20 protein-coding genes and 1 riboswitch are annotated in these 18,110 nt (G+C 73.1%); of the genes, 10 read left to right on the top strand and 10 right to left on the bottom strand.

Annotated elements, in window-relative coordinates; genetic code table 11:
- Positions 1-196: 196 nt before the first annotated feature.
- The 4 genes from OG898_RS22350 to OG898_RS22365 form a co-directional block, all read right to left on the bottom strand.
- Positions 197-1,720 (bottom strand): cobyric acid synthase, encoded by a 1,524-nt coding sequence (locus tag OG898_RS22350; protein WP_266958872.1) that lies wholly within the window; start codon positions 1,718-1,720, stop codon positions 197-199.
- The gene (locus OG898_RS22355) at positions 1,717-2,679 is read right to left on the bottom strand and encodes a cobalamin biosynthesis protein (protein ID WP_266958874.1); all 963 of its coding nucleotides are present in this window, start codon (positions 2,677-2,679) and stop codon (positions 1,717-1,719) included. Before OG898_RS22355 ends, OG898_RS22350 begins: the two co-directional genes overlap by 4 nt.
- A 58-nt stretch (positions 2,680-2,737) precedes the next feature.
- A riboswitch (cobalamin riboswitch) is annotated at positions 2,738-2,829 on the bottom strand.
- 176 nt (positions 2,830-3,005) lie between these two features.
- Entirely contained in the window at positions 3,006-3,227 is a 222-nt protein-coding gene (locus tag OG898_RS22360) for a hypothetical protein (RefSeq protein ID WP_243338472.1), read from the bottom strand.
- 28 nt (positions 3,228-3,255) lie between these two features.
- A complete protein-coding gene (locus OG898_RS22365; protein ID WP_250742261.1) occupies positions 3,256-4,524 on the bottom strand; it encodes an inorganic phosphate transporter in 1,269 nt (422 codons plus the stop codon).
- A gap of 322 nt (positions 4,525-4,846) precedes the next feature.
- On the opposite strand from OG898_RS22365, the gene OG898_RS22370 reads away from it, so the two are divergent.
- Both OG898_RS22370 and OG898_RS22375 read left to right on the top strand, forming a co-directional pair.
- Positions 4,847-5,998 (top strand): S9 family peptidase, encoded by a 1,152-nt coding sequence (locus OG898_RS22370; protein ID WP_250742260.1) that lies wholly within the window; start codon positions 4,847-4,849, stop codon positions 5,996-5,998.
- Positions 5,999-6,241: 243 nt separating this feature from the next.
- Positions 6,242-7,645, top strand: a complete 1,404-nt coding sequence (locus OG898_RS22375; protein WP_250742340.1) for a hypothetical protein — start codon at positions 6,242-6,244, stop codon at positions 7,643-7,645.
- A 39-nt stretch (positions 7,646-7,684) separates the two neighbouring features.
- Here OG898_RS22375 and OG898_RS22380 read toward each other — a convergent pair whose 3' ends face one another.
- Positions 7,685-8,080 (bottom strand): VOC family protein, encoded by a 396-nt coding sequence (locus OG898_RS22380; RefSeq protein ID WP_266958878.1) that lies wholly within the window; start codon positions 8,078-8,080, stop codon positions 7,685-7,687.
- Positions 8,081-8,165: 85 nt separating this feature from the next.
- Positions 8,166-9,056, bottom strand: coding sequence for a neutral zinc metallopeptidase (locus OG898_RS22385; protein ID WP_250742258.1), 891 nt, complete (start codon positions 9,054-9,056; stop codon positions 8,166-8,168).
- Positions 9,057-9,343: 287 nt separating this feature from the next.
- On the opposite strand from OG898_RS22385, the gene OG898_RS22390 reads away from it, so the two are divergent.
- From OG898_RS22390 to OG898_RS22425, 8 genes are all read left to right on the top strand, one after another.
- Positions 9,344-10,942 carry an ABC-F family ATP-binding cassette domain-containing protein gene (locus OG898_RS22390; protein WP_250742257.1) on the top strand — a complete coding sequence of 533 codons (1,599 nt, stop codon included), beginning with the start codon at positions 9,344-9,346 and terminating at the stop codon, positions 10,940-10,942.
- 352 nt (positions 10,943-11,294) lie between these two features.
- Positions 11,295-11,516 carry a helix-turn-helix domain-containing protein gene (locus OG898_RS22395; protein WP_204357858.1) on the top strand — a complete coding sequence of 74 codons (222 nt, stop codon included), beginning with the start codon at positions 11,295-11,297 and terminating at the stop codon, positions 11,514-11,516.
- Positions 11,517-11,685: 169 nt separating this feature from the next.
- Complete coding sequence (locus OG898_RS22400) at positions 11,686-12,465, top strand: enoyl-CoA hydratase/isomerase family protein (protein WP_266958881.1); 780 nt, start codon at positions 11,686-11,688, stop codon at positions 12,463-12,465.
- A gap of 338 nt (positions 12,466-12,803) precedes the next feature.
- Complete coding sequence (locus OG898_RS22405; RefSeq protein ID WP_250742255.1) at positions 12,804-13,241, top strand: Asp23/Gls24 family envelope stress response protein; 438 nt, start codon at positions 12,804-12,806, stop codon at positions 13,239-13,241.
- A 10-nt stretch (positions 13,242-13,251) separates the two neighbouring features.
- Positions 13,252-13,500 carry a hypothetical protein gene (locus tag OG898_RS22410; protein ID WP_266958884.1) on the top strand — a complete coding sequence of 83 codons (249 nt, stop codon included), beginning with the start codon at positions 13,252-13,254 and terminating at the stop codon, positions 13,498-13,500.
- Entirely contained in the window at positions 13,497-13,859 is a 363-nt protein-coding gene (locus OG898_RS22415) for a hypothetical protein (protein ID WP_250742253.1), read from the top strand. Before OG898_RS22410 ends, OG898_RS22415 begins: the two co-directional genes overlap by 4 nt.
- Positions 13,856-14,386: a DUF6286 domain-containing protein gene (locus tag OG898_RS22420; protein WP_250742252.1), complete on the top strand. Its 531-nt coding sequence runs from the start codon at positions 13,856-13,858 to the stop codon at positions 14,384-14,386. Before OG898_RS22415 ends, OG898_RS22420 begins: the two co-directional genes overlap by 4 nt.
- A gap of 11 nt (positions 14,387-14,397) precedes the next feature.
- Positions 14,398-14,931: an alkaline shock response membrane anchor protein AmaP gene (locus tag OG898_RS22425; protein WP_266958886.1), complete on the top strand. Its 534-nt coding sequence runs from the start codon at positions 14,398-14,400 to the stop codon at positions 14,929-14,931.
- A gap of 69 nt (positions 14,932-15,000) precedes the next feature.
- Here the strand turns inward: OG898_RS22425 and OG898_RS22430 are convergent, their stop codons facing one another.
- From OG898_RS22430 to OG898_RS22445, 4 genes are all read right to left on the bottom strand, one after another.
- Positions 15,001-15,756 (bottom strand): SDR family oxidoreductase, encoded by a 756-nt coding sequence (locus tag OG898_RS22430; RefSeq protein WP_250742250.1) that lies wholly within the window; start codon positions 15,754-15,756, stop codon positions 15,001-15,003.
- Between the two features lie 10 nt (positions 15,757-15,766).
- A complete protein-coding gene (locus OG898_RS22435; RefSeq protein ID WP_266958888.1) occupies positions 15,767-16,564 on the bottom strand; it encodes an SURF1 family protein in 798 nt (265 codons plus the stop codon).
- A gap of 117 nt (positions 16,565-16,681) precedes the next feature.
- A complete protein-coding gene (locus OG898_RS22440) occupies positions 16,682-16,915 on the bottom strand; it encodes a hypothetical protein (RefSeq protein ID WP_112453882.1) in 234 nt (77 codons plus the stop codon).
- 166 nt (positions 16,916-17,081) lie between these two features.
- Positions 17,082-18,071 carry a DEDDh family exonuclease gene (locus OG898_RS22445; RefSeq protein ID WP_250742248.1) on the bottom strand — a complete coding sequence of 330 codons (990 nt, stop codon included), beginning with the start codon at positions 18,069-18,071 and terminating at the stop codon, positions 17,082-17,084.
- Positions 18,072-18,110: the final 39 nt, after the last annotated feature.

The following is an 18,110-nucleotide window of genomic DNA, read 5'->3' on the forward strand; positions in this document are numbered from 1 at the left end:
GGCGGAGTTCCCCTCCCCGCCCTTCGCCCGTTCCCTGGGGCTCCGCCCCAGACCCCGCGCCTCAAACGCCGGCGAGGCTGAGATGTGCCGCTGCGCGGCACATTCAGCCCGTCCGGCGTTCGAGGACCGGGTCCGGGCAGAGCCCGGGGAACGGTGGAAGGGTGGGTAGGGGACGGCCCCCGCAGGGCTGCGCCGCTCACGGTGCGCCCGGCGGGAGGAAGGGGAGGCCCGACGGGGCGCCGCCCTCGATGAGGCGGAGCAGGGCGTCCGTGTCCGCGTGTTCCTCGATCAGGTCGCCGAGCAGGTCGAGCTGCTCCTCCCGCAGGGAGGAGAACGACGTGTCCGGGGCCGGGACGAAACGGCGGCCCGCCGCGGCCGCGACCTCGCGGAGGAAGGCCCGCCGGAAGCCGTCCGACTCCAGCGAGCCGTGCCAGTGGGTGCCCCACACCTCTCCGACCCGGCACCCGTCCAGGAAGGGGGTGCCGCCCAGGACTTCGGCCACGCCGTGGTGGATCTCGTACCCCTCCACCGCCTCGCCCAGCGCCGAACCCACCGGCCGCGCCAGGGTCTTCTCCCGCTCGAAGCGGACCCGGACGGGAAGGAGCCCGAGCCCCGGCACGGAGCCGGCCTTCGACTCGACCTCGTCCTCGATGTGTTCGCCGAGGAGCTGGAACCCGCCGCAGATGCCCAGGACCGGCCGGCCCTCGGAGGCCCGCCGGGCCAGCGCGTCCGCGAGCCCGCGCTCGCGCAGCCAGGCCAGGGCCTTGACCGTGCCGCGGGTGCCGGGGACGACGACCAGGTCGGCGTCGGCCAGTTCCTCGGCCCGGTCCACGAACCGCACGATCACGCCCGGCTCCGCCGCGAGCGCGTCGACGTCCGTGAAGTTGGACATCAGGGGCACCGCGCAGACCGCGACCCGCAGCACGTCCTGGCCCAGGGGCGGGGCGACCACGGATTCCCGTACCGCACCCCGCAGGGAGACCCGCAGGCCGTCCTCCTCGTCGATGCCCAGCCCGTGCTGGAAGGGGAGCACCCCGTACGTCGCCCGCCCGGTCAGGCCGCGCAGCATCTCCATGCCCGGTTCCAGCAGGGTGACGTCGCCGCGGAACTTGTTGACCAGGTAGCCCGCGATCAGCGACTGGTCCTCGGGCGAGAGCAGCGCCGTCGTGCCGAAGAAGGACGCGAAGACCCCGCCCCGGTCGATGTCGCCGACGACGACCACCGGGAAGCGCGCGGCCCGCGCGATGCCCATGTTCACGATGTCGGTCCGGCGCAGGTTGATCTCGGCCGGGCTGCCCGCCCCCTCGCAGATCACGGCGTCATACGTGCCCCGCAACTGCTCCAGGCAGTCCGTGACGATGCCGAGCAACTGCTCCTGCCTGCCGCCGTGGTAGCCGCGCGCGCTCATCTCGCCCACCGGCTTGCCCAGCAGCACCACCTGGCTGCTGCGGTCACTGCCGGGCTTGAGCAGCACCGGGTTCATCAGCGCGGTGGGCTCCACGCGGGCCGCCTGGGCCTGCATGGCCTGTGCGCGGCCGATCTCGGCGCCCTCCCTCGTCACGAAGGAGTTGAGGGACATGTTCTGGGCCTTGAACGGGGCCACCTTCACGCCCTGCCGGGCCAGCCACCGGCAGATGCCCGCCGTGACCACGCTCTTGCCCGCGTCCGAGGTCGTACCGGCGACGAGGAGGCCCCCGCCGCGCTTCGCGCCGCCGCTCATGCGGGCCGCCCCTTTTCCGTAGTACGGGCGACCAGCGTCCGGACGGCCACGCAGGCCCCGAGCGCCAGCCACGTCACCCGGCGCGACAGCCGCACCGCCCGTTCGATGTCTGCGACCTCCACGGGCCGCCCGGCCGCACCGTTGAGCACGGCCCGGTGTTCGACCCGGCCCGCGTACGCCAGGGTCCCGCCCAGGCGCACGCCGAGCGCCCCGGCGAAGGAGGACTCCACGGGTCCCGCGTTGGGGCTCGGGTGCTTGGCGGCGTCCGCGCGCCAGGCCCGTACGGCTCCCCGCCGGTCGGGCCCGGCCAGTACGGCGGCCAGGGCCGTCAGCCGGGCGCCCGGCCAGCCGGCCACGTCGTCGAGCCGGGCCGAGGCCCAGCCGTAGCGCAGGTGGCGGGGGGACTTGTGGCCGACCATCGCGTCCAGGGTGTTCACGGCGCGGAAGGCCAACAGCCCGGGGACGCCGGCGACGGCACCCCACACCAGGGCCCCGACCACGGCGTCGGAGGTGTTCTCCGCGACCGATTCGACGACCGCGCGGGCCATCTGCTGCTCGTCCAGGGCCTGCGGGTCGCGCCCGCACAGGCGGGGCAGCCGCTCACGGGCCACCTCGGCGTCCCCGGCGGCGAGCGCGCCGCCGATGGCGCGGGCCTCGCGGCCCAGCGAGGTGCCGCCCACGACGGCCCAGGTGGCGGCGGCGGTGAGGGCGATACGGGCGGCCGCGGGCCGGGAGCGCACGGCGCGGGCGCCCAGCGCGCCGACGGCGGCCGCGCCTCCGGCGCACAGCAGGGTGTGCAGGGCGCCCCGCGCGCGGTCGTCGCGCCACAGGGCACGTTCGACGGCGGCGGCGGCTCGTCCGAAGGCGGCCACGGGGTGCCCTCGGCGCGGATCCCCGAGGATCCGGTCGCCGATCAGGCCCGCCGTGACGCCGTACGCGAAGACGCGATCGGCACGCATGGTGGCAGGTATGTCCTCACTCAGGGTCCGCGCCCTGGTTCGACGTGTCCGGCGGCGAGAGTTCCTGGCTTCCGGCCGCACCCCGGCCGGATGGCCGAGCGCGCCGGTGACAGTGGCGGGACCGCGCCGGATTCGCACCGGACTTCCTCTCCATGCCGCCGTAATGGCTCGGGCAGTCCACCACGCAGCGCGAAGGCCCGTCAACTCGCCGTTGACCTGCGGCGGGGTGGTGGGGGGAAGCGGCTCCGGGCACGCTCCGGGCATGCGAAAGCTCCCTGCGGGACGAACCCGGAGGGAGCCTTCGTACGGGGCGTGGTGTCCGTCGCCTAGGCGACGATCAGGTAGATCCCGTAGGCCACGGCCGCCGCGCAGAGCGCGAAGCAGGCGTACGCACCGCTGCGGGCCAGGGTGGCGGCGCCGCCCTGCTCGGTGGCGGCCTCGTGCTTGGAGAGTCCCATCAGGCCCAGGGTGAACAGGGTCACCAGGACGACGGTGGCGGAGAGGCTGACACCGAAGACGGAGCCGAGTGCTTCCCAGTCGATCTTCATACCGCTGAATCCTCTGTCGTTCTCGGGGTCAGACGGCCGCGGCCGGAGCCGCGGGAGTCGTCGTCGCGGCCGGGATGGTGGCCTTCAGTTCCTCGTCCGTCACCGCGGCGGTGCTGCCGGCGACGGCCGTGGTCGGCGGGACGCTGACGGCCGCGATGGCCGTGGTGACCACGCCCGGCTCCTCGGCGTCGGCCGTGGCGACCTCGTTGACGTTGGTGTGGTCGACGACCTGGCGGCGCGAGATCAGCCAGATGGCGACGCAGGAGCCGATCAGGAAGACCGTGACGGCGGCGACGCCGATGTCCCCGGTGCGCATGACCAGCTCGGCACCGGCGGCCACCAGGGCCGCGGCCGGGAGGGTCAGGCCCCAGGCGATGAACATGCGGGAGGCGGTGGACCAGCGGACCACGCCGCCCTTGCGTCCCAGACCCGAACCCATGACGGCGCCGGAGCACGCGTGGGTGGTGGAGAGGGAGAAGCCGAGGGAGGAGGAGGCCAGGATGACGCTGGCGGCCGAGGTCTGGGCGGCGAAGCCCTGCTGCGGCTGCAGGTCGGTCAGGCCGCTGCCCATGGTGCGGATGATGCGCCAGCCGCCCAGGTAGGTGCCCATCGCGATGGCCAGGCCGGCGGAGACGATGACCCAGACCGGCGGGTTGGAGCCGGGAGCGATGGCGCCGCCGGCGACGAGCGCCAGGGTGATGATGCCCATCGTCTTCTGCGCGTCGTTGGTGCCGTGAGCCAGCGAGACCAGACCGGCGGAGGCGATCTGGCCGGCGCGGTAGCCCTTGGCCGAGGTCTTCTCGCCCATGCCCTTGCCGACCTTGTACGTGACCTTCGTGGCCAGGTACGCGGCGAAGCCGGCGACCAGCGGCGCGGCGATCGCGGGGATCAGCACCTTGGTGACGACGACGCTGCCGTTGACGGCGCCCATGCCGGCGGAGGCCACGGCCGCACCGATCAGGCCGCCCATCAGGGCGTGCGAGGAGCTGGAGGGCAGTCCGACCAGCCAGGTGACGAGGTTCCAGAGGATCGCGCCGACCAAGGCGGCGAAGATGACCTCCGGCTGGATGCCTTCCTCGTTGACCAGTCCCTTGGAGATCGTCTTGGCGACCTCCACGGACATGAAAGCGCCGACGAGGTTGAGCACGGCGGACATCGCCACCGCGGTCTTGGGCTTGAGGGCGCCGGTCGAGATGGTGGTGGCCATCGCGTTGGCCGTGTCGTGAAAACCGTTCGTGAAATCGAACACGAGAGCGGTGATGATCACGATCCCGAGGAGAAGCGTTATGTGCTCCATTTACCCAGGCTTCTGTTTGACGTCAGTGGTTCGTGGACCGTAGGCAACCTGGATGAACGGAAGGTGAACTGCCAGGGTTCATGTGGTGTATCGATACGGCACCCGATCGGGACCTTCGTCCCGGGAGGGGCGTTGATATGTCGATTAATGCATGTCACGGCGGGGTGTCCGCACGTTTCGGGGAGGGACTTCCGGTAGGTGCTCCCGTTCACCCGGGACCCCCGAAGAGACCTAGATCACCTCCCGTTCCACCCCTCCCGGCCTCCGGGTGGAACGATTCCCTCCGGTGGCCCGCCGCCCCGTCCGCCTCGACACTGGAGCGGTGCGTACCGCTACCGCGACGGCAGCCGCCGTCACCACGACCCTGCTCGGCGCCGGCGCGGCCGCCGTCACCGCCGTCACGGCCGCCGCGCTCGCCGGCCGGTACGCCGCCGACGCGGCCCTGCGGGCCGAGCCCGGCCGCCCGCTCCCCGGCAGCCCCCGCCTCACCGTCCACTCCACCGCGGCCGGCCGGATCGAGCTGACCCGCTCGCTCGCCTCCCTGCGCCCCGGCACCTACGGGCTCACCGCCCCCGGCGTGCACGCCGTGGTCGGGCCCGTCCTCCCCGACGCCCCGCACGGCCCCGACACCGTGGTGCGCCGGCTCGTCGCCGTCACCCACGGCAGCCTCGACCCCGGAACCCGCGTCACCCTCACCCCCCAGGTCCACCTGGGCAACCCCGGTACCGCCCTCGGTCTGGACCACGCCGACGTGGACGTCCCCGGCGAGCTCGGCGCGCTGCCCGCCTGGTTCGTTCCCGGGGCCCGCGACACCTGGGTGATCACCGTCCACGGGCTCGGAGCCACCCGCGAGCACCCGATGGTGGTCATGCCCTTCCTCCACCGCAACAAGCTCCCCGTCCTGGACCTCGGGTACCGGGGCGACCTCGGCGCCCCCGAGTCACCGGACGGCCTCGGCCACCTCGGCGAGTCCGAATGGCGCGATCTCGACGCCGCCATCCGCTACGCCCTGCGCTACGGCGCCCGCCGCGTGGTCCTGCACGGCTGGTCGACCGGCGCCACCATGGCCCTGCACGCCGTCGAGCGCTCGGCGCTGGCCGACCGGATCTCCGGGCTGGTCCTCGACTCGCCCGTCCTGGACTGGCACGCCACCCTGCGCGCCCTCGCCGCCGCGCGCCGCACCCCGGCCCCCCTGCTCCCGTTCGCCGTCAAGGCGGCCGAGGGCCGTGCGGGCCTGCGCGCCGACCGGCGGGCTCCGGGGTCGGATCCGGCCGCACTGAAGGTCCCCGTCCTGATCTTCCACGGCCCCGACGACGCGCTCGCCCCCTGGGAGCCCTCACGCCGGCTCGCCGCGGCCCGCCCCGACCTCGTCACCCTGCACTCCGTTTCCGACGCGGCCCACGGAGCCATGTGGAACGCCGACCCGGCCGCCTACGAAGAGGCGCTGCGCCGCTTCCTGACCCCTTTCATGTGAAGCACCGGGTGACGGACCGTCGGACGAGTTGTCCGAAGAGTGTGGGGCGGACGGGGCAGAGAGGGTGAGTTGTCCCGTTCTGCTCCCGGGGTCTCTTGTGGCAATGGCTGGTTCCGTTTGGGCTTTCGGCCAGTGACGGGCGAGACTGCTCACGTGACGTCCCGAAAGCCTGATGAGCAGTTGGCTCGCGACTCCAGACTCCGACTCGTCGCCCCGCGGTCCGTGGCCACGGCCCGCAAGGCGGTGACCGACCGGCGCACCCGGACCGCCCCGCGGCCTCCGGCGGGTACTCCCGCCACGGCCGACCTCGCGAACAGGGCCCGCGCCTCCCTCGCCGACGCGGTACGGCTCGCCCGCTGGGCCGAGCTCCACCTCGGCGGCGCCGACGGTGCCGGGCCCGCGCCTGCGGGCGCCCTGCCCGCCGCCGACGCCGAACGCGCCGCCGCCCAGCTGAGCCTGACACCGGGCCAGATCCGGGTCGGCTGGGACCGCGCCCGGCTCGCCGGCCTCATCGAGATGCACGGCGGGCACGCCCGTCCGGGCTGGCGCCTGCGCGCCTGGGACCGGGACGACACCGCCGTCCTGCGCGGCTGGGTCGCGCTCTTCGACGCGTGGTCGCTGGTGCACCCCGCCCCCGCCGACATCGCCCCCGCGGTCGTCGCCGAGGTGGTCGAGGCCATGCCCCAACTGCTCTCCCTGCTCCAGCTCTCCGCCGGGCCCGTGACCGTCCCCGATCTGCTGGACCTGCTCGGGCAGCGCGTCGAGGAACTGCGCGACGAGCGGTGCGAGGTCCCCTACGAGTCCACGGCGCAGGCGGAGTCCCCGTCCGCGGGCCCGACGGGCTCCGCGCCGACGGACTCCGCACCGGCCGGCCCCGCGTCGTCCGGCCCGGTACCGTCCGGTCCCGCACCGGCCGCGCCGCCCGTCCCGCTCGCCCGGCTGCTGCGCTGGGCGCTCGGCGGACTCGCCGCCGTGGACGCCGTCACCCTCGGCCCCGCCCGGGCCACCCTCACCCCGCTCGGGAGCTGGGCCGTCTGGGTCAAGCTGGAGCAGATCTGCGTCGCCGCGCAGAGCCCCGCCGGGAACATCGAGCAGTCCGCCGCCGCCATGCTCCACGGCTGCGCACGGCTCACCCCCGGCCCGGCCCGCGCCGAGTACCAGGCCTGGCTGGCCGCCCGGCCCGTCGGCCACGCGGTCTCCGAGCTGCTGCTCGCGGCCCGCGGCGAGGACGCCCTGCTGCGCGGGCTCGCCTTCGAGGCCCTGCGCGTCGTCGGAGCCCCCGCCGAGCCCGAGGTGCGCAAGGCCACCCGCGAGGCCGCGCTGCGCCCCTACGCCCTGCTCTGGCTCGCCGAGCACGACGGGGTCGACCCCGACGAGGCGCAGGACGTGCTCACCGCCGAGGAGCAGACCTGGCTCTGGGTGGACACCGCGGCCGCCATCGCCGACCACGGCGAGGCCGAGCTGCTCGCCCGCCACCTGGACTCCGCGGTGCGGACCACGGTTCCGCGGCTGCTGGACGAGGTCCGCGCGGTCGGGCACCCCCGCACCGTGCAGGTGCTGGTCGCGCTCGCCGCCGCCCATCCCGATCCCGCCCTGGCCAAGGCGGTGCGCCGGGCCGCCTTCCAGGTGCACACCGGCGGCGCGTAGCGCCCCGTACGGGCGTCGTACGCGCCGCAGGGACTTCGGTCAGACCTGCGGCGCGTACGTCCCGAAGCTCCACACGTTGCCCTCGGCGTCGCGGGCCATGTAGTCCCGCGAGCCGTAGTCCTGGTCGGTCGGCTCCGTCAGGATCTCCACGCCGTGCTCGGCGGCCCGGCGGTGGTGCGCGTCCACGTCGTCGACCAGTACGTAGACCCCGGTCGGGCCGGCCGACTCCATCGCCTTGTCGAAGGCGCTGCCGGTGCCCTTGCTGCCGAGCATCACCATGCCGTTCCCGTAGGACAGCTCGGCGTGCGCCACCGCGCCGTCCTCACCCTCGTACGCCGCGACCTGGGTGAAGCCGAAGGCTTCCGTGAGCAGTTGGATGGCGGCCTTGGCATCGGTGTACAGCAGGGTCGGACAGATGGACGGAACGCCTGCCATGACGATCACTCCCTCTCGTGCCGTGGGTGGATGGCCCGCGGGTGAAAAGTGAGCCACGTCACAGCATGACAGGCGCCGCCGACACTCAGCGGAAGGTGTTGCACTGGGCCATGTCGCCCGTCCGGTACCCCTGGTAGAACCACTGCTGGCGCTGCTCGGCCGAGCCGTGCGTCCAGGACTCCGGGGACACCCGGCCCTGGAACTTCTCCTGGATCCGGTCGTCGCCGACCGCGGCCGCCGCGTCCAGGCCGTCCCGGATGTCCTGGTCGGTGAGGCTGGTGATCAGGGGCTTGCCCGTGGACTCGTCCGGGGTCTTCGTCGCGTTGTGGGCCCAGACGCCGGCGTAGCAGTCGGCCTGCAGCTCGACCCGTACCGCATTGCTGTTCGCGCCCTGCCGGCCGTCCTGGGCCTTCTGCAGGGTGCCGGTCAGGTTCTGGATGTGGTGGCCGTACTCGTGGGCCACCACGTACGCCTGGGCGAAGGGGCCGCCGCTCGCGCCGAACTTGGTGCGCAGCTCGTTGAAGAAGCCCAGGTCCAGATAGACCTGCCGGTCACCGGGGCAGTAGAAGGGGCCGACCGCCGAGGTGGCCGCACCGCAGGCGGTGCCCACCTTGCCGGTGAAGAACACGGTCTGCGCCGGGGTGTACTGGGCGCCGCGCCTGGCGAACTCCTGCTTCCAGAAGTCCTGGGTGCTGTTGATCACCGCCACCAGCCGGCAGTCCTCCTTGGTGTTCGCGTCCTGCCCGGTCTTGCAGCTCTGCTGCACCTGGGCGGCGGAGGAGGAGGTCGCCGCGGGCTCGGGACTTCCGTCGGACAGGCCCAGCTGCTCCGGGCCCACCCCGAACAGCAGCCCCATGATCAGCGCGATGAGCCCGAGGATGCCGCCGCCGACCGTGGCCTTCCCGCCCGGGATGCGGCTGCCGCGTACGTCCTTGACCTCGGAAGTGTCCAGATTGGCGTTGTCGTCGAACTGCATCCCGCACCGCCCTCCATTCCTACCAAGGGGGGTACGTGTACGCCCCTGCGGCGAGTATCAACCCGTTCATCCTCATACGCCCCGCGGCGCGGAGGCGTGTTCCCTGGGCCGAACGGGGGACGCGGCGGTACGGGCGCTGCGGGTCCCGGGAGGGGCGGGCGGGCCCGAAAGTAGTTGCGCACCCCCGGTAGAATGACTCCCATGGCAAATCTCCTCGCGGATTAGCGGCGTCGAAGCATCGCGTCCTGCCCCCCTTCCGCCGTCCCGACCCGCCCTGGAGTATTTCCGTGATCACCGCCACCGGCATCGAGCTGCGCGCCGGCGCCCGCATCCTCATCGAGAACGCCTCCTTCCGCGTCGCCAAGGGCGACCGCATCGGCCTCGTCGGCCGCAACGGAGCCGGCAAGACCACCCTCACCAAGTGCCTCGCGGGCGAGGGCACCCCGGCCGGCGGCAGCATCGCCCGCTCGGGCGAGGTCGGCTACCTCCCGCAGGACCCGCGCACCGGCGACCTCGACGTGCTGGCCAGCGACCGGATCCTGTCCGCGCGCGGCCTGGACGTGCTGCTCAAGAAGATGCGGATGAACGAGGAGCGCATCTCCTCCGGCTCCGGCGCCACCCGCGAGAAGGCGCTGCGCCAGTACGAGCGCCAGGAGACCGAGTTCCTCACCAAGGGCGGTTACGCCGCCGAGTCCGAGGCCGCGACCATCTCCGCCGCCCTCGGCCTGCCCGACCGGGTCCTCGGCCAGCCGCTGCACACCCTCTCCGGTGGTCAGCGCCGCCGCGTGGAGCTCGCCCGCATCCTCTTCTCGGACGCCGACACGCTCCTCCTCGACGAGCCGACCAACCACCTCGACGCCGACTCGATCGTGTGGCTGCGCGACTACCTGAAGACCTACCGCGGCGGCTTCATCGTGATCTCCCACGACGTGGACCTGGTCGAGACGGTCGTCAACAAGGTGTTCTACCTGGACGCCAACCGTGCCCAGATCGACGTCTACAACATGGGCTGGAAGCTCTACCAGCAGCAGCGCGAGGCCGACGAGAAGCGCCGCAAGCGCGAGCGCCAGAACGCCGAGAAGAAGGCCGCGGCGCTGAACTCGCAGGCCGACAAGATGCGCGCCAAGGCCACCAAGACGGTCGCCGCCCAGAACATGGCCAAGCGCGCCGACCGCCTGCTGGCCGGCCTCGACGCCGTCCGCGTCTCCGACAAGGTCGCCAAGCTGCGCTTCCCGGACCCGGCGCCCTGCGGCAAGACCCCGCTGACCGCCGAGGGCCTGTCGAAGTCCTACGGCTCGCTGGAGATCTTCACCGACGTCGACCTGGCCATCGACAAGGGCTCCCGCGTGGTCATCCTCGGCCTCAACGGCGCGGGCAAGACCACGCTGCTGCGCCTGCTCTCGGGCACCGAGAAGCCCGACACCGGCACGGTCGTCCCCGGCCACGGCCTCAAGCTCGGCTACTACGCCCAGGAGCACGAGACCCTGGACCCGGAGCGCTCGGTCCTGGAGAACATGCGCTCCTCCGCGCCCGACCTGGACCTGGTCTCCGTACGCAAGACGCTGGGCTCGTTCCTCTTCTCCGGCGACGACGTGGACAAGCCCGCGGGCGTCCTGTCCGGCGGCGAGAAGACCCGCCTGGCCCTGGCGACGCTGGTGGTCTCCTCGGCCAACGTGCTGCTGCTCGACGAGCCCACCAACAACCTCGACCCGGCCAGCCGCGAGGAGATCCTGGGCGCCCTGCGCACGTACAAGGGCGCCGTCATCCTCGTCACCCACGACGAGGGCGCGGTCGAGGCGCTGGAGCCGGAGCGGATCATCCTGCTCCCGGACGGCGTCGAGGACCTGTGGGGTCCGGACTACCGGGACCTGGTGGCCCTCGCCTGAGGCTCTTCCGCTTCCGTGATCCTTTGCTTATGGATCATTCGGCTCAGGCGTGATCCATCATCTGAGTGAGTCGGTCTCATACCGCTCCGTGCTCGACGAAGGCCCCGGCCGCATCTCCCAGGATGTGCGGCCGGGGCCTTCCGTTTGCGCGCTCCGGCCCCTGACCTGGTGATTCATACCGGGGGAGCGGAAATGTGACGGAGGTCATGCAGCGGAAGAGAAGATTCCGTTCTGCTCGTGTGTCCACGGCCGAAGAAATGCCGCCGTACCGACCTTGCTGAATGGGTGGCCAGGAAGGCGGGGAGGGGTGATCATGAGAAGTCCAGAGCGCACTTCCCATGAGGAGGCACGGGTGGCCGAAACTCTGAAGAAGGGCAGCCGGGTAACCGGCGCCGCGCGCGACAAGCTCGCGGCAGACCTGAAGAAGCAGTACGACTCCGGTGCGAGTATCCGGGCGCTGGCCGAATCGACTGGCCGGTCCTACGGATTCGTCCATCGGATGCTCAGTGAGTCCGGAGTCACGCTGCGTGGTCGCGGAGGTGCGACGCGCGGCAAGAAGGCGGCTACGGCCTGACCATTTGGTTCCCCTTGGTTCCAATGGTTTTCCGTATTCAGCTTCACGGTTCCAGTTCCACCGTCCTTCGGTGACCCCCGGTCGGCTCCATGGCCGGCTGGGTGGTTACTGTGCAGTCACTTAGGCCGAGATCGCGGCCGAACGACGGCACAACACCGGAGGCACACAGATGGCTCTGCTCGACAAGGACGGCGTACGGCTCACCGTCGACGACACGGTCGCCACGGTGACACTGACCAATCCGGCCAAGCGAAACGCTCAATCCCCCGCGCTCTGGCGGGCGTTGACGGAGGCTGGAAGGTCGTTGCCGGGCACCGTCCGGGTCGTCGTGCTGCGCGGCGAAGGGCAGTCCTTCTCCGCAGGGCTCGACCGGCAGGCGTTCACCCCCGAAGGCTTCGAGGGCGAGCCGTCCTTCCTTGACCTGGCGCGCGGTTCGGAGGAACTGCTCGACTCCACCATCGCCGAGTACCAGGAGGCGTTCACCTGGTGGCGGCGCAACGACATCATCTCCGTCGCCGCCGTTCAGGGGCACGCGATCGGTGCCGGTTTCCAGCTTGCCCTCGCGTGCGATCTGCGCGTCGTCGCGGACGACGTGCAGTTCGCCATGCGCGAGACCGGGCTGGGCCTGGTGCCCGACCTCGGCGGCACCCAGCCGCTGACTTCGGCGGTCGGCTATGCCCGCGCGCTCGAAATCTGCGCGACGGGACGCTTCGTCCACGCCGAGGAGGCCGAACGGATCGGCCTCGCGAACCTGGTCGTCCCCGCGGGTGAACTCGACGCGGCCGTCCAGGACCTCACCACCGCGCTGCTGGCTCCGCCGCGGGATGCGGTGGTCGAGACGAAGGCGCTGCTGCGCGGTGCGGGGTCGCGCACGTACGACGACCAGCGCGCGGCGGAGCGTGCGGCCCAGGCGCGCCGCCTGCGAGACCTGGCCGGCCTCTCCGACTAGCCGCGCCGCCGCGGCAACGGGGCCAGCCCCCGGACCCCCGCTCCTCACGCGCCGGAGGGGCTGGATTTGGCTTGGCGTCAGCCTGGACGTGCACGCAGTGCGCGCTGGCCGGGGCTGGATTGCCCGCAGGGCAATTCCAGCCCCTCCGGCGTTTGAGGAGCGGGGTCTGGGGCGGAGCCCCAGGGGCTTTGCCGGTCCGGGCGGAGCCCGGGGAACGGTGGAAGGGCGGGTAGGGGACCAGCCCCGCAGGGCCGACTGCCCGCAGCCGCGTCGGGACGGGCGGTCGGGCGGGTCCCGACATACCGTGGTCGGGAGCCCACCGTGCGAAGGGATCCGCCATGACCGAATCCGCCCCCGGCGGCGGCAGCACCGCCAAGCCCCCCGCCGACCGCGGCCGCACGAGCATCGCCGACGGCGTGGTCGAGAAGATCGCCGGCCTGGCCGCCCGCGAGGTGGCCGGCGTCCACGCCATGGGCAGCGGCAGCGGCCTCTCCCGTACCTTCGGCGCCGTCCGCGACCGCGTCCCCGGCGGGGCCAAGTCCACCGTCAGCCGGGGCGTGAAGGCGGAGGTCGGCGAGGTGCAGACCGCCCTCGACCTGGAGATCGTCGTGGATTACGGCGTGTCGATCAGGGACGTGGCCCGGGCCGTCCGTGAGAACGTCGTCTCGGCGGTGGAGCGGATGACCGGCCTCGAGGTGGTCGAGGTCAACATCGCGGTCAGCGACGTCAAACTGCCGGACGAGGACGACGAGGAGCCGGAGTCCCGACTGCAGTAGAGGAGCCCGCATGAGCATGGCGGTCGTCGGCCTGGTGGCCGGCATGGCACTGGGGTTCGCCGGGTACTTCGGCGGCTTCGGGGCCTTCCTGCTGGTGGCCGCCCTCGGCGCCATCGGCTTCGTCGTGGGCCGGTTCCTCGACGGGGACCTGGAACCCGGGGACTTCTTCCGCCCCCGGGGCCGCCCCGGCGACCGGGACCGGGATCGGGACCGGGATCGGGACCGGAGCCGCGACCGTGACCGGGACCGGGACCGATGAGCACCCCCCGCCCCACCCCGCCCCGGGTGCCCGCCGCCGAGCGGGGCGCCACCCGGATCGCCGACCGGGTCGTCGCGAAGATCGCCGCCCGGGCCGCCCGGGAGGCCCTGACCCGGCCCGCTCCGGACGCGGCCCCGCCGCACGCCACCGTCACCGTGCACCACGACATCGCCCGCGTACGGGTGGTCCTGGAGCTCCCCTACCCCTCCGACCTCGCCGCCCAGTGCGCTGCCGTGCGCCGCAGCGTCGCCCGGCGCGTCGAGGAGTACGCGGAGATGGCCGTACCCGAGGTGGACGTCGACATCGAGCACCTGCGCCCCGCCCGGCCCGCCGCCGGGCGGGACCGGCGGGTCCGGTGAGCGCCCGCTTCCGGTCGCCCCGGCGGCTCCCGGCCGCCGTGGGGGCGTTCGCCGTCCTCGGGGTGGCGGGGCTGTTCCTGTACGACCTGGCCGCCGTACGGGCGCACCACCCGGGCATGCGCTGGCGCGACGAGCTCTCCCGCGCACTGGAGCGGCACACCCCGGCCGACCCCGGCGTGCTGCTCGGCGGCGGGATCCTGGCCGCGGCCGGGGCCGCGCTGCTGCTGTACGCCCTCACCCCGGGCCTGCGCGGCATCCTCCCGATGGCCTCCGGGCACCCGGAGGTCCGGGGCGGACTGGAACGCAAGGCCGCCGCGCAGGTGCTGCGCGACCGGGTCATGGAGGTGTCCGGGGTGCGCTCGGTGCGGGTCAGGGTGGGCCGGTCCCGCATCGGGGTCCGGGCCGTGTCCCACTTCCGCGAACTGGACGACGTACGGGCCGATCTGGACGCGGTGCTGGCCGTCGGCGTCGACGAGCTGGGCCTGGCCCACGAGGTGCGGCCGAGGGTACGGGTGAACCGCCGGTGACCCTCGGGACGGTGAACCGGATCCTGCTCGCGCTGCTCGGCCTGGTCCTGCTGGCGGCGGGGGTGTCGGTGCTGACCGCGTCCGGGCCGTTCGAGGGCCGGGACGAACCCCTGCTGGCCCCGCACGGGCGGGGCTGGCCGGCGCCCTGGTGGGCGGTGCTCGCCGCGCTCGGGGTGTGCGTCCTGCTGGCGCTGTGGTGGCTGCTGTCCCAACTGCGGCGGCCCCGGCTCGCGGCGGTGCTCGTGGACACCGGGGACGGGGCGTTCGCCGTGCTGCGCGGGCGGGCGCTGGAGGAGGCCGTCGAGGCGGATGTGCAGGAGGCCGTGGAGGGCGTGGCGCGGTGCCGGGTCACCCTGTGCGGGCGGCGCGGGGCCCCGGCCCTGCGGGTCACCCTGGAACTGGAGCCGCACGCGGTGCCGGCCGACGCGCTGGCGGCCCTCGCCGGACCGGTGCTGGGCCGGGCCCGCACCTCGGCGGCGCTCGCGGCCCTCCCGGCGGAGGCCCGCCTCCACGTCACCCCGCGCCGGGCGCGGCGGGTGACGTGAGACGGAGCCGGGGCGGACGGCTCATCAACCGGATGGCTCAGAAGCCGGACGGCTCATCAACCGGCCGGCTCAGAAGCCGTGCCGGGAGCCGCCGTCCACCGGGAGCATGACGCCGGTCAGGTAGGAGGCCGCCGGGGACAGCAGGAACGCCGCCGAGCGGCCGAACTCCTCCGGGGTGCCGTAACGCCGCAGCGGGATCCCCGCCTCGTTGCGGGTGCGCGCGAGGTCCGCGTCCCCGGACAGGGCGTCGAGCTCGCGGACCCGGTCGGTGTCGATGCGGGCGGGCAGCAGGCCGACCACCCGGATGCCGCGCGGGCCCAGCTCCACGGAGAGGGACTTCGCGAAGCCGGCCAGGCCGGGGCGCAGTCCGTTGGAGATGGTGAGGCCCGGGATCGGCTCGTGCACGGAGCCCGACAGGACGAAGCCGATGACCCCGCCGTCGGAGAGCTCGGCGGCCGCCGCCCGCGCGAGGCGGACCGCGCCGAGGAAGACCGACTCGAAGGCCGCGGCCCACTGCTCGTCGGTGTTGTCGGCCGCCGAACCGGGCGCCGGGCCGCCGACGCTGATGAGGATGCCGTCGAGGCGGCCGAAGTGTTCCCGGGCCGCGGCGACGAGCCGCGAGGCGGCCCCGGGGTCGGAGTTGTCGGCCGCCAGGCCGAGCGCGTTCGGGCCCAGCGCCTTGGCAGCGGCCTCGGCGCGGGCGGCGTCCCGGCCGGTGAGCACCACCTTCGCGCCGTCGGCGGTGAGTTCGCGGGCGGATGCGTAGCCGAGGCCCCTGGTGGCGCCGGTGACTACGTAGACACGGTCCTTCAGTCCAAGATCCATGCCCGACACGCTACGCGGTCGCCACCGGCTCCCGCTCGGAGGCGGCGGCCTCGGCGGCGGCCGCCGCCTCGCGGTCGCGCTTCTCGCGCCGTACGAGCACGATCCAGCCCACCGGCACCGCGAAGGTGAACAGCCACCACTGAATGGCGTACGCCATGTGCGGCCCGATCGAGTCGTGGTCGGGCTCGCCGACCACCTCGGGCTTGCCGTCGGCCGGGACCGGGGAGGTGAGTTCCAGGTAGCCGCCGAGGACGGGCTTGCCCAGGTACTGAGCCTGCTGTGCGCTGTTGATCAGCATCACCTGGCGGTCCGGCAGGCCCTTGCGGTCCTTGATGCCGCTGCCGCCGCTGGTCTCGTCGGCCTTCAGCCGCCCGGTGACCGTGACCTCGCCGGAGGGCGCGGCCGGCACCGGCGGGTAGGCGCGCGGGTCGTCGCCGCCCTGCACCCAGCCCCGGTTGACCAGGACCACCCGGCCGTCGGAGAGGACCAGCGGGGTCAGGACGTGGAAGCCGACCTTGTCGTCGTTGTCGGTGCGCATCCGTACGACGACCTCGTGCGCGGATTCGTACGTACCGGTGGCGGTCACGGCACGCCAGTAGTCGGCGCGCGGGACGACGTGGCCGGGGGAGGTGACCTCGGTCATGGGGACCGGCTTCGCCCGCAGGTTCGCGTCGATCAGCTGGTTCTGCGCGACACGGTGCTCATGACGGTGGAACTGCCAGAACCCCAGCTTGATCATCGCGGGGATCAGGGCGAGGCCGATGAGGGTGAGGCACACCCACTGCCGGGTCAGCACAAAGCGGTACACGCCCACGACGGTACCCCCAGCGGCGAGGACCCCGGCGGCCGGGTGGCCGTCCGGGGTCGTGGCGGAGGGGAGCGGAGGGGAGGAGCGGAGGGGGACCCGGTGAGGGCGGGACGGGAATCAGACGCGGTCGGTGATGCCCACCTTCCCCTCCGCGCGGGCGCAGTGCCCTCCGCAGAACCACTGTCCTTCGACCTCGACGCCCTGCCCGATGATCTGGACCCGGCAGTGCTCGCAGATGGGCGCCATGCGGTGAATGGCGCAGGAGAAGCAGTCGAAGACGTGCACAGCACCCTGTGCGTGTACTTCGAAGGACATGCCGTAATCGTTCCCGCAGACTTCGCAACGTGCCATGCGCGGCATGCTGCGCAGGGCGGACCGCCGGAACAAGATCCACCGGGGTGAGTCGCCGAGCGTGCACCCGGCCGGCCCAACGTCCGGTCCGACGGGAGGCCCGACGTCCGGCCCGAGGCCCGTTCCGACGTCCGGCCCGACGTCCGTCCCCCGAACCTCCCCGGGGTCAGTCCTGCGCCGGAGCCACGTCCCGCAGCAGCTGGGTGAAGGCCGCCTCGTCGACGACGGGGGTTCCGAAGGACTTCGCCTTCACCGTCTTGGAGGTCGAGGAGTCCGGGTCGTTCGTCACGAGCAGGCTCGTGAGCCGGGACAGGCTCGTCGCGACGTGCAGGCCGGCCTCCACGGCGCGGTCCTCCAGCAGCTCCCGGTCCACCGAGGTGTCACCCGAGAACGCGATCCGCATGCCCTGCTTGAGCGGGGTGCCGTCCGCCCACCGCCCCGGGTTCGGGTACGGGCACGGCGGCCGCTTGCGCGAGGGCCGCCAGCTGGACCCGGCATTCCCACCGCCCGCCCCGTACGAGGCCTGGTACCCGACGCGCGGGGCGGCGGGGGTGTCCGACCACTCCGTCAGCGCTCGGCATTCCAGCAGGGGCAGTCGTACGTTGTCCCGCGCGGCCGCGTGCAGGGACGGGCGGAAGGCCTCCGCGAGGACCCGGGCGTCGTCGAGCGCGTGGTGGGCGCGCTGCTGGACCACGCCGAAGTGCGCGGCGAGCGACTCCAGCTTGTGGTTGGGCAGCGGGAGGTTCAGTTCCTTCGACAGGGCGATGGTGCACAGCCGCTGGCGCACCGGCGCCGTGACCGCGGCCCGCGCGTACTCGCGGGCGATCATCTGCCAGTCGAAGATCGCGTTGTGCGCGACCAGCACCCGGTCCGCGAGCCGGCTCGCGAACTCCTCGGCGATGTCCTTGAAGAGCGGCGCGTCCTGGAGCATGTCGCTGGTCAGACCGTGGATCCACACGGGCCCGGGGTCCCGGAGCGGGTTGACCAGCGTGTACCAGTGGTCCTCGACGTTGCCCTGAGCGTCGAGCCGGTAGACGGCGGCGGAGATTATCCGGTCGTCGCGAGCGAGCCCGGTGGTCTCCACGTCGACGACCGCGTACCCCTGTGGGTACGCGGTCGGCCACATCGTCTCTGCGGTCGTACGGTCGGCGAGCATGGTCACAGAGGATATCGGCCCGCGCCGACACTCGAAGCC

Source organism: Streptomyces sp. NBC_00193, from assembly GCF_026342735.1.
GTDB lineage: Bacteria > Actinomycetota > Actinomycetes > Streptomycetales > Streptomycetaceae > Streptomyces > Streptomyces stoeckheimensis.

Bases quoted from the DNA above. Each gene is read 5' to 3' on its own strand.
- OG898_RS22350 (WP_266958872.1), bottom strand. From the start codon at position 1,720: ATGAGCGGCGGCGCGAAGCGCGGCGGGGGCCTCCTCGTCGCCGGTACG.
- OG898_RS22355 (WP_266958874.1), bottom strand. From the start codon at position 2,679: ATGCGTGCCGATCGCGTCTTCGCGTACGGCGTCACGGCGGGCCTGATC.
- OG898_RS22360 (WP_243338472.1), bottom strand. From the start codon at position 3,227: ATGAAGATCGACTGGGAAGCACTCGGCTCCGTCTTCGGTGTCAGCCTC.
- OG898_RS22365 (WP_250742261.1), bottom strand. From the start codon at position 4,524: ATGGAGCACATAACGCTTCTCCTCGGGATCGTGATCATCACCGCTCTC.
- OG898_RS22380 (WP_266958878.1), bottom strand. From the start codon at position 8,080: ATGGCAGGCGTTCCGTCCATCTGTCCGACCCTGCTGTACACCGATGCC.
- OG898_RS22385 (WP_250742258.1), bottom strand. From the start codon at position 9,056: ATGCAGTTCGACGACAACGCCAATCTGGACACTTCCGAGGTCAAGGAC.
- OG898_RS22400 (WP_266958881.1), top strand. From the start codon at position 11,686: ATGGCTCTGCTCGACAAGGACGGCGTACGGCTCACCGTCGACGACACG.
- OG898_RS22405 (WP_250742255.1), top strand. From the start codon at position 12,804: ATGACCGAATCCGCCCCCGGCGGCGGCAGCACCGCCAAGCCCCCCGCC.
- OG898_RS22410 (WP_266958884.1), top strand. From the start codon at position 13,252: ATGAGCATGGCGGTCGTCGGCCTGGTGGCCGGCATGGCACTGGGGTTC.
- OG898_RS22415 (WP_250742253.1), top strand. From the start codon at position 13,497: ATGAGCACCCCCCGCCCCACCCCGCCCCGGGTGCCCGCCGCCGAGCGG.
- OG898_RS22430 (WP_250742250.1), bottom strand. From the start codon at position 15,756: ATGGATCTTGGACTGAAGGACCGTGTCTACGTAGTCACCGGCGCCACC.
- OG898_RS22440 (WP_112453882.1), bottom strand. From the start codon at position 16,915: ATGGCACGTTGCGAAGTCTGCGGGAACGATTACGGCATGTCCTTCGAA.
- OG898_RS22445 (WP_250742248.1), bottom strand. From the start codon at position 18,071: ATGCTCGCCGACCGTACGACCGCAGAGACGATGTGGCCGACCGCGTAC.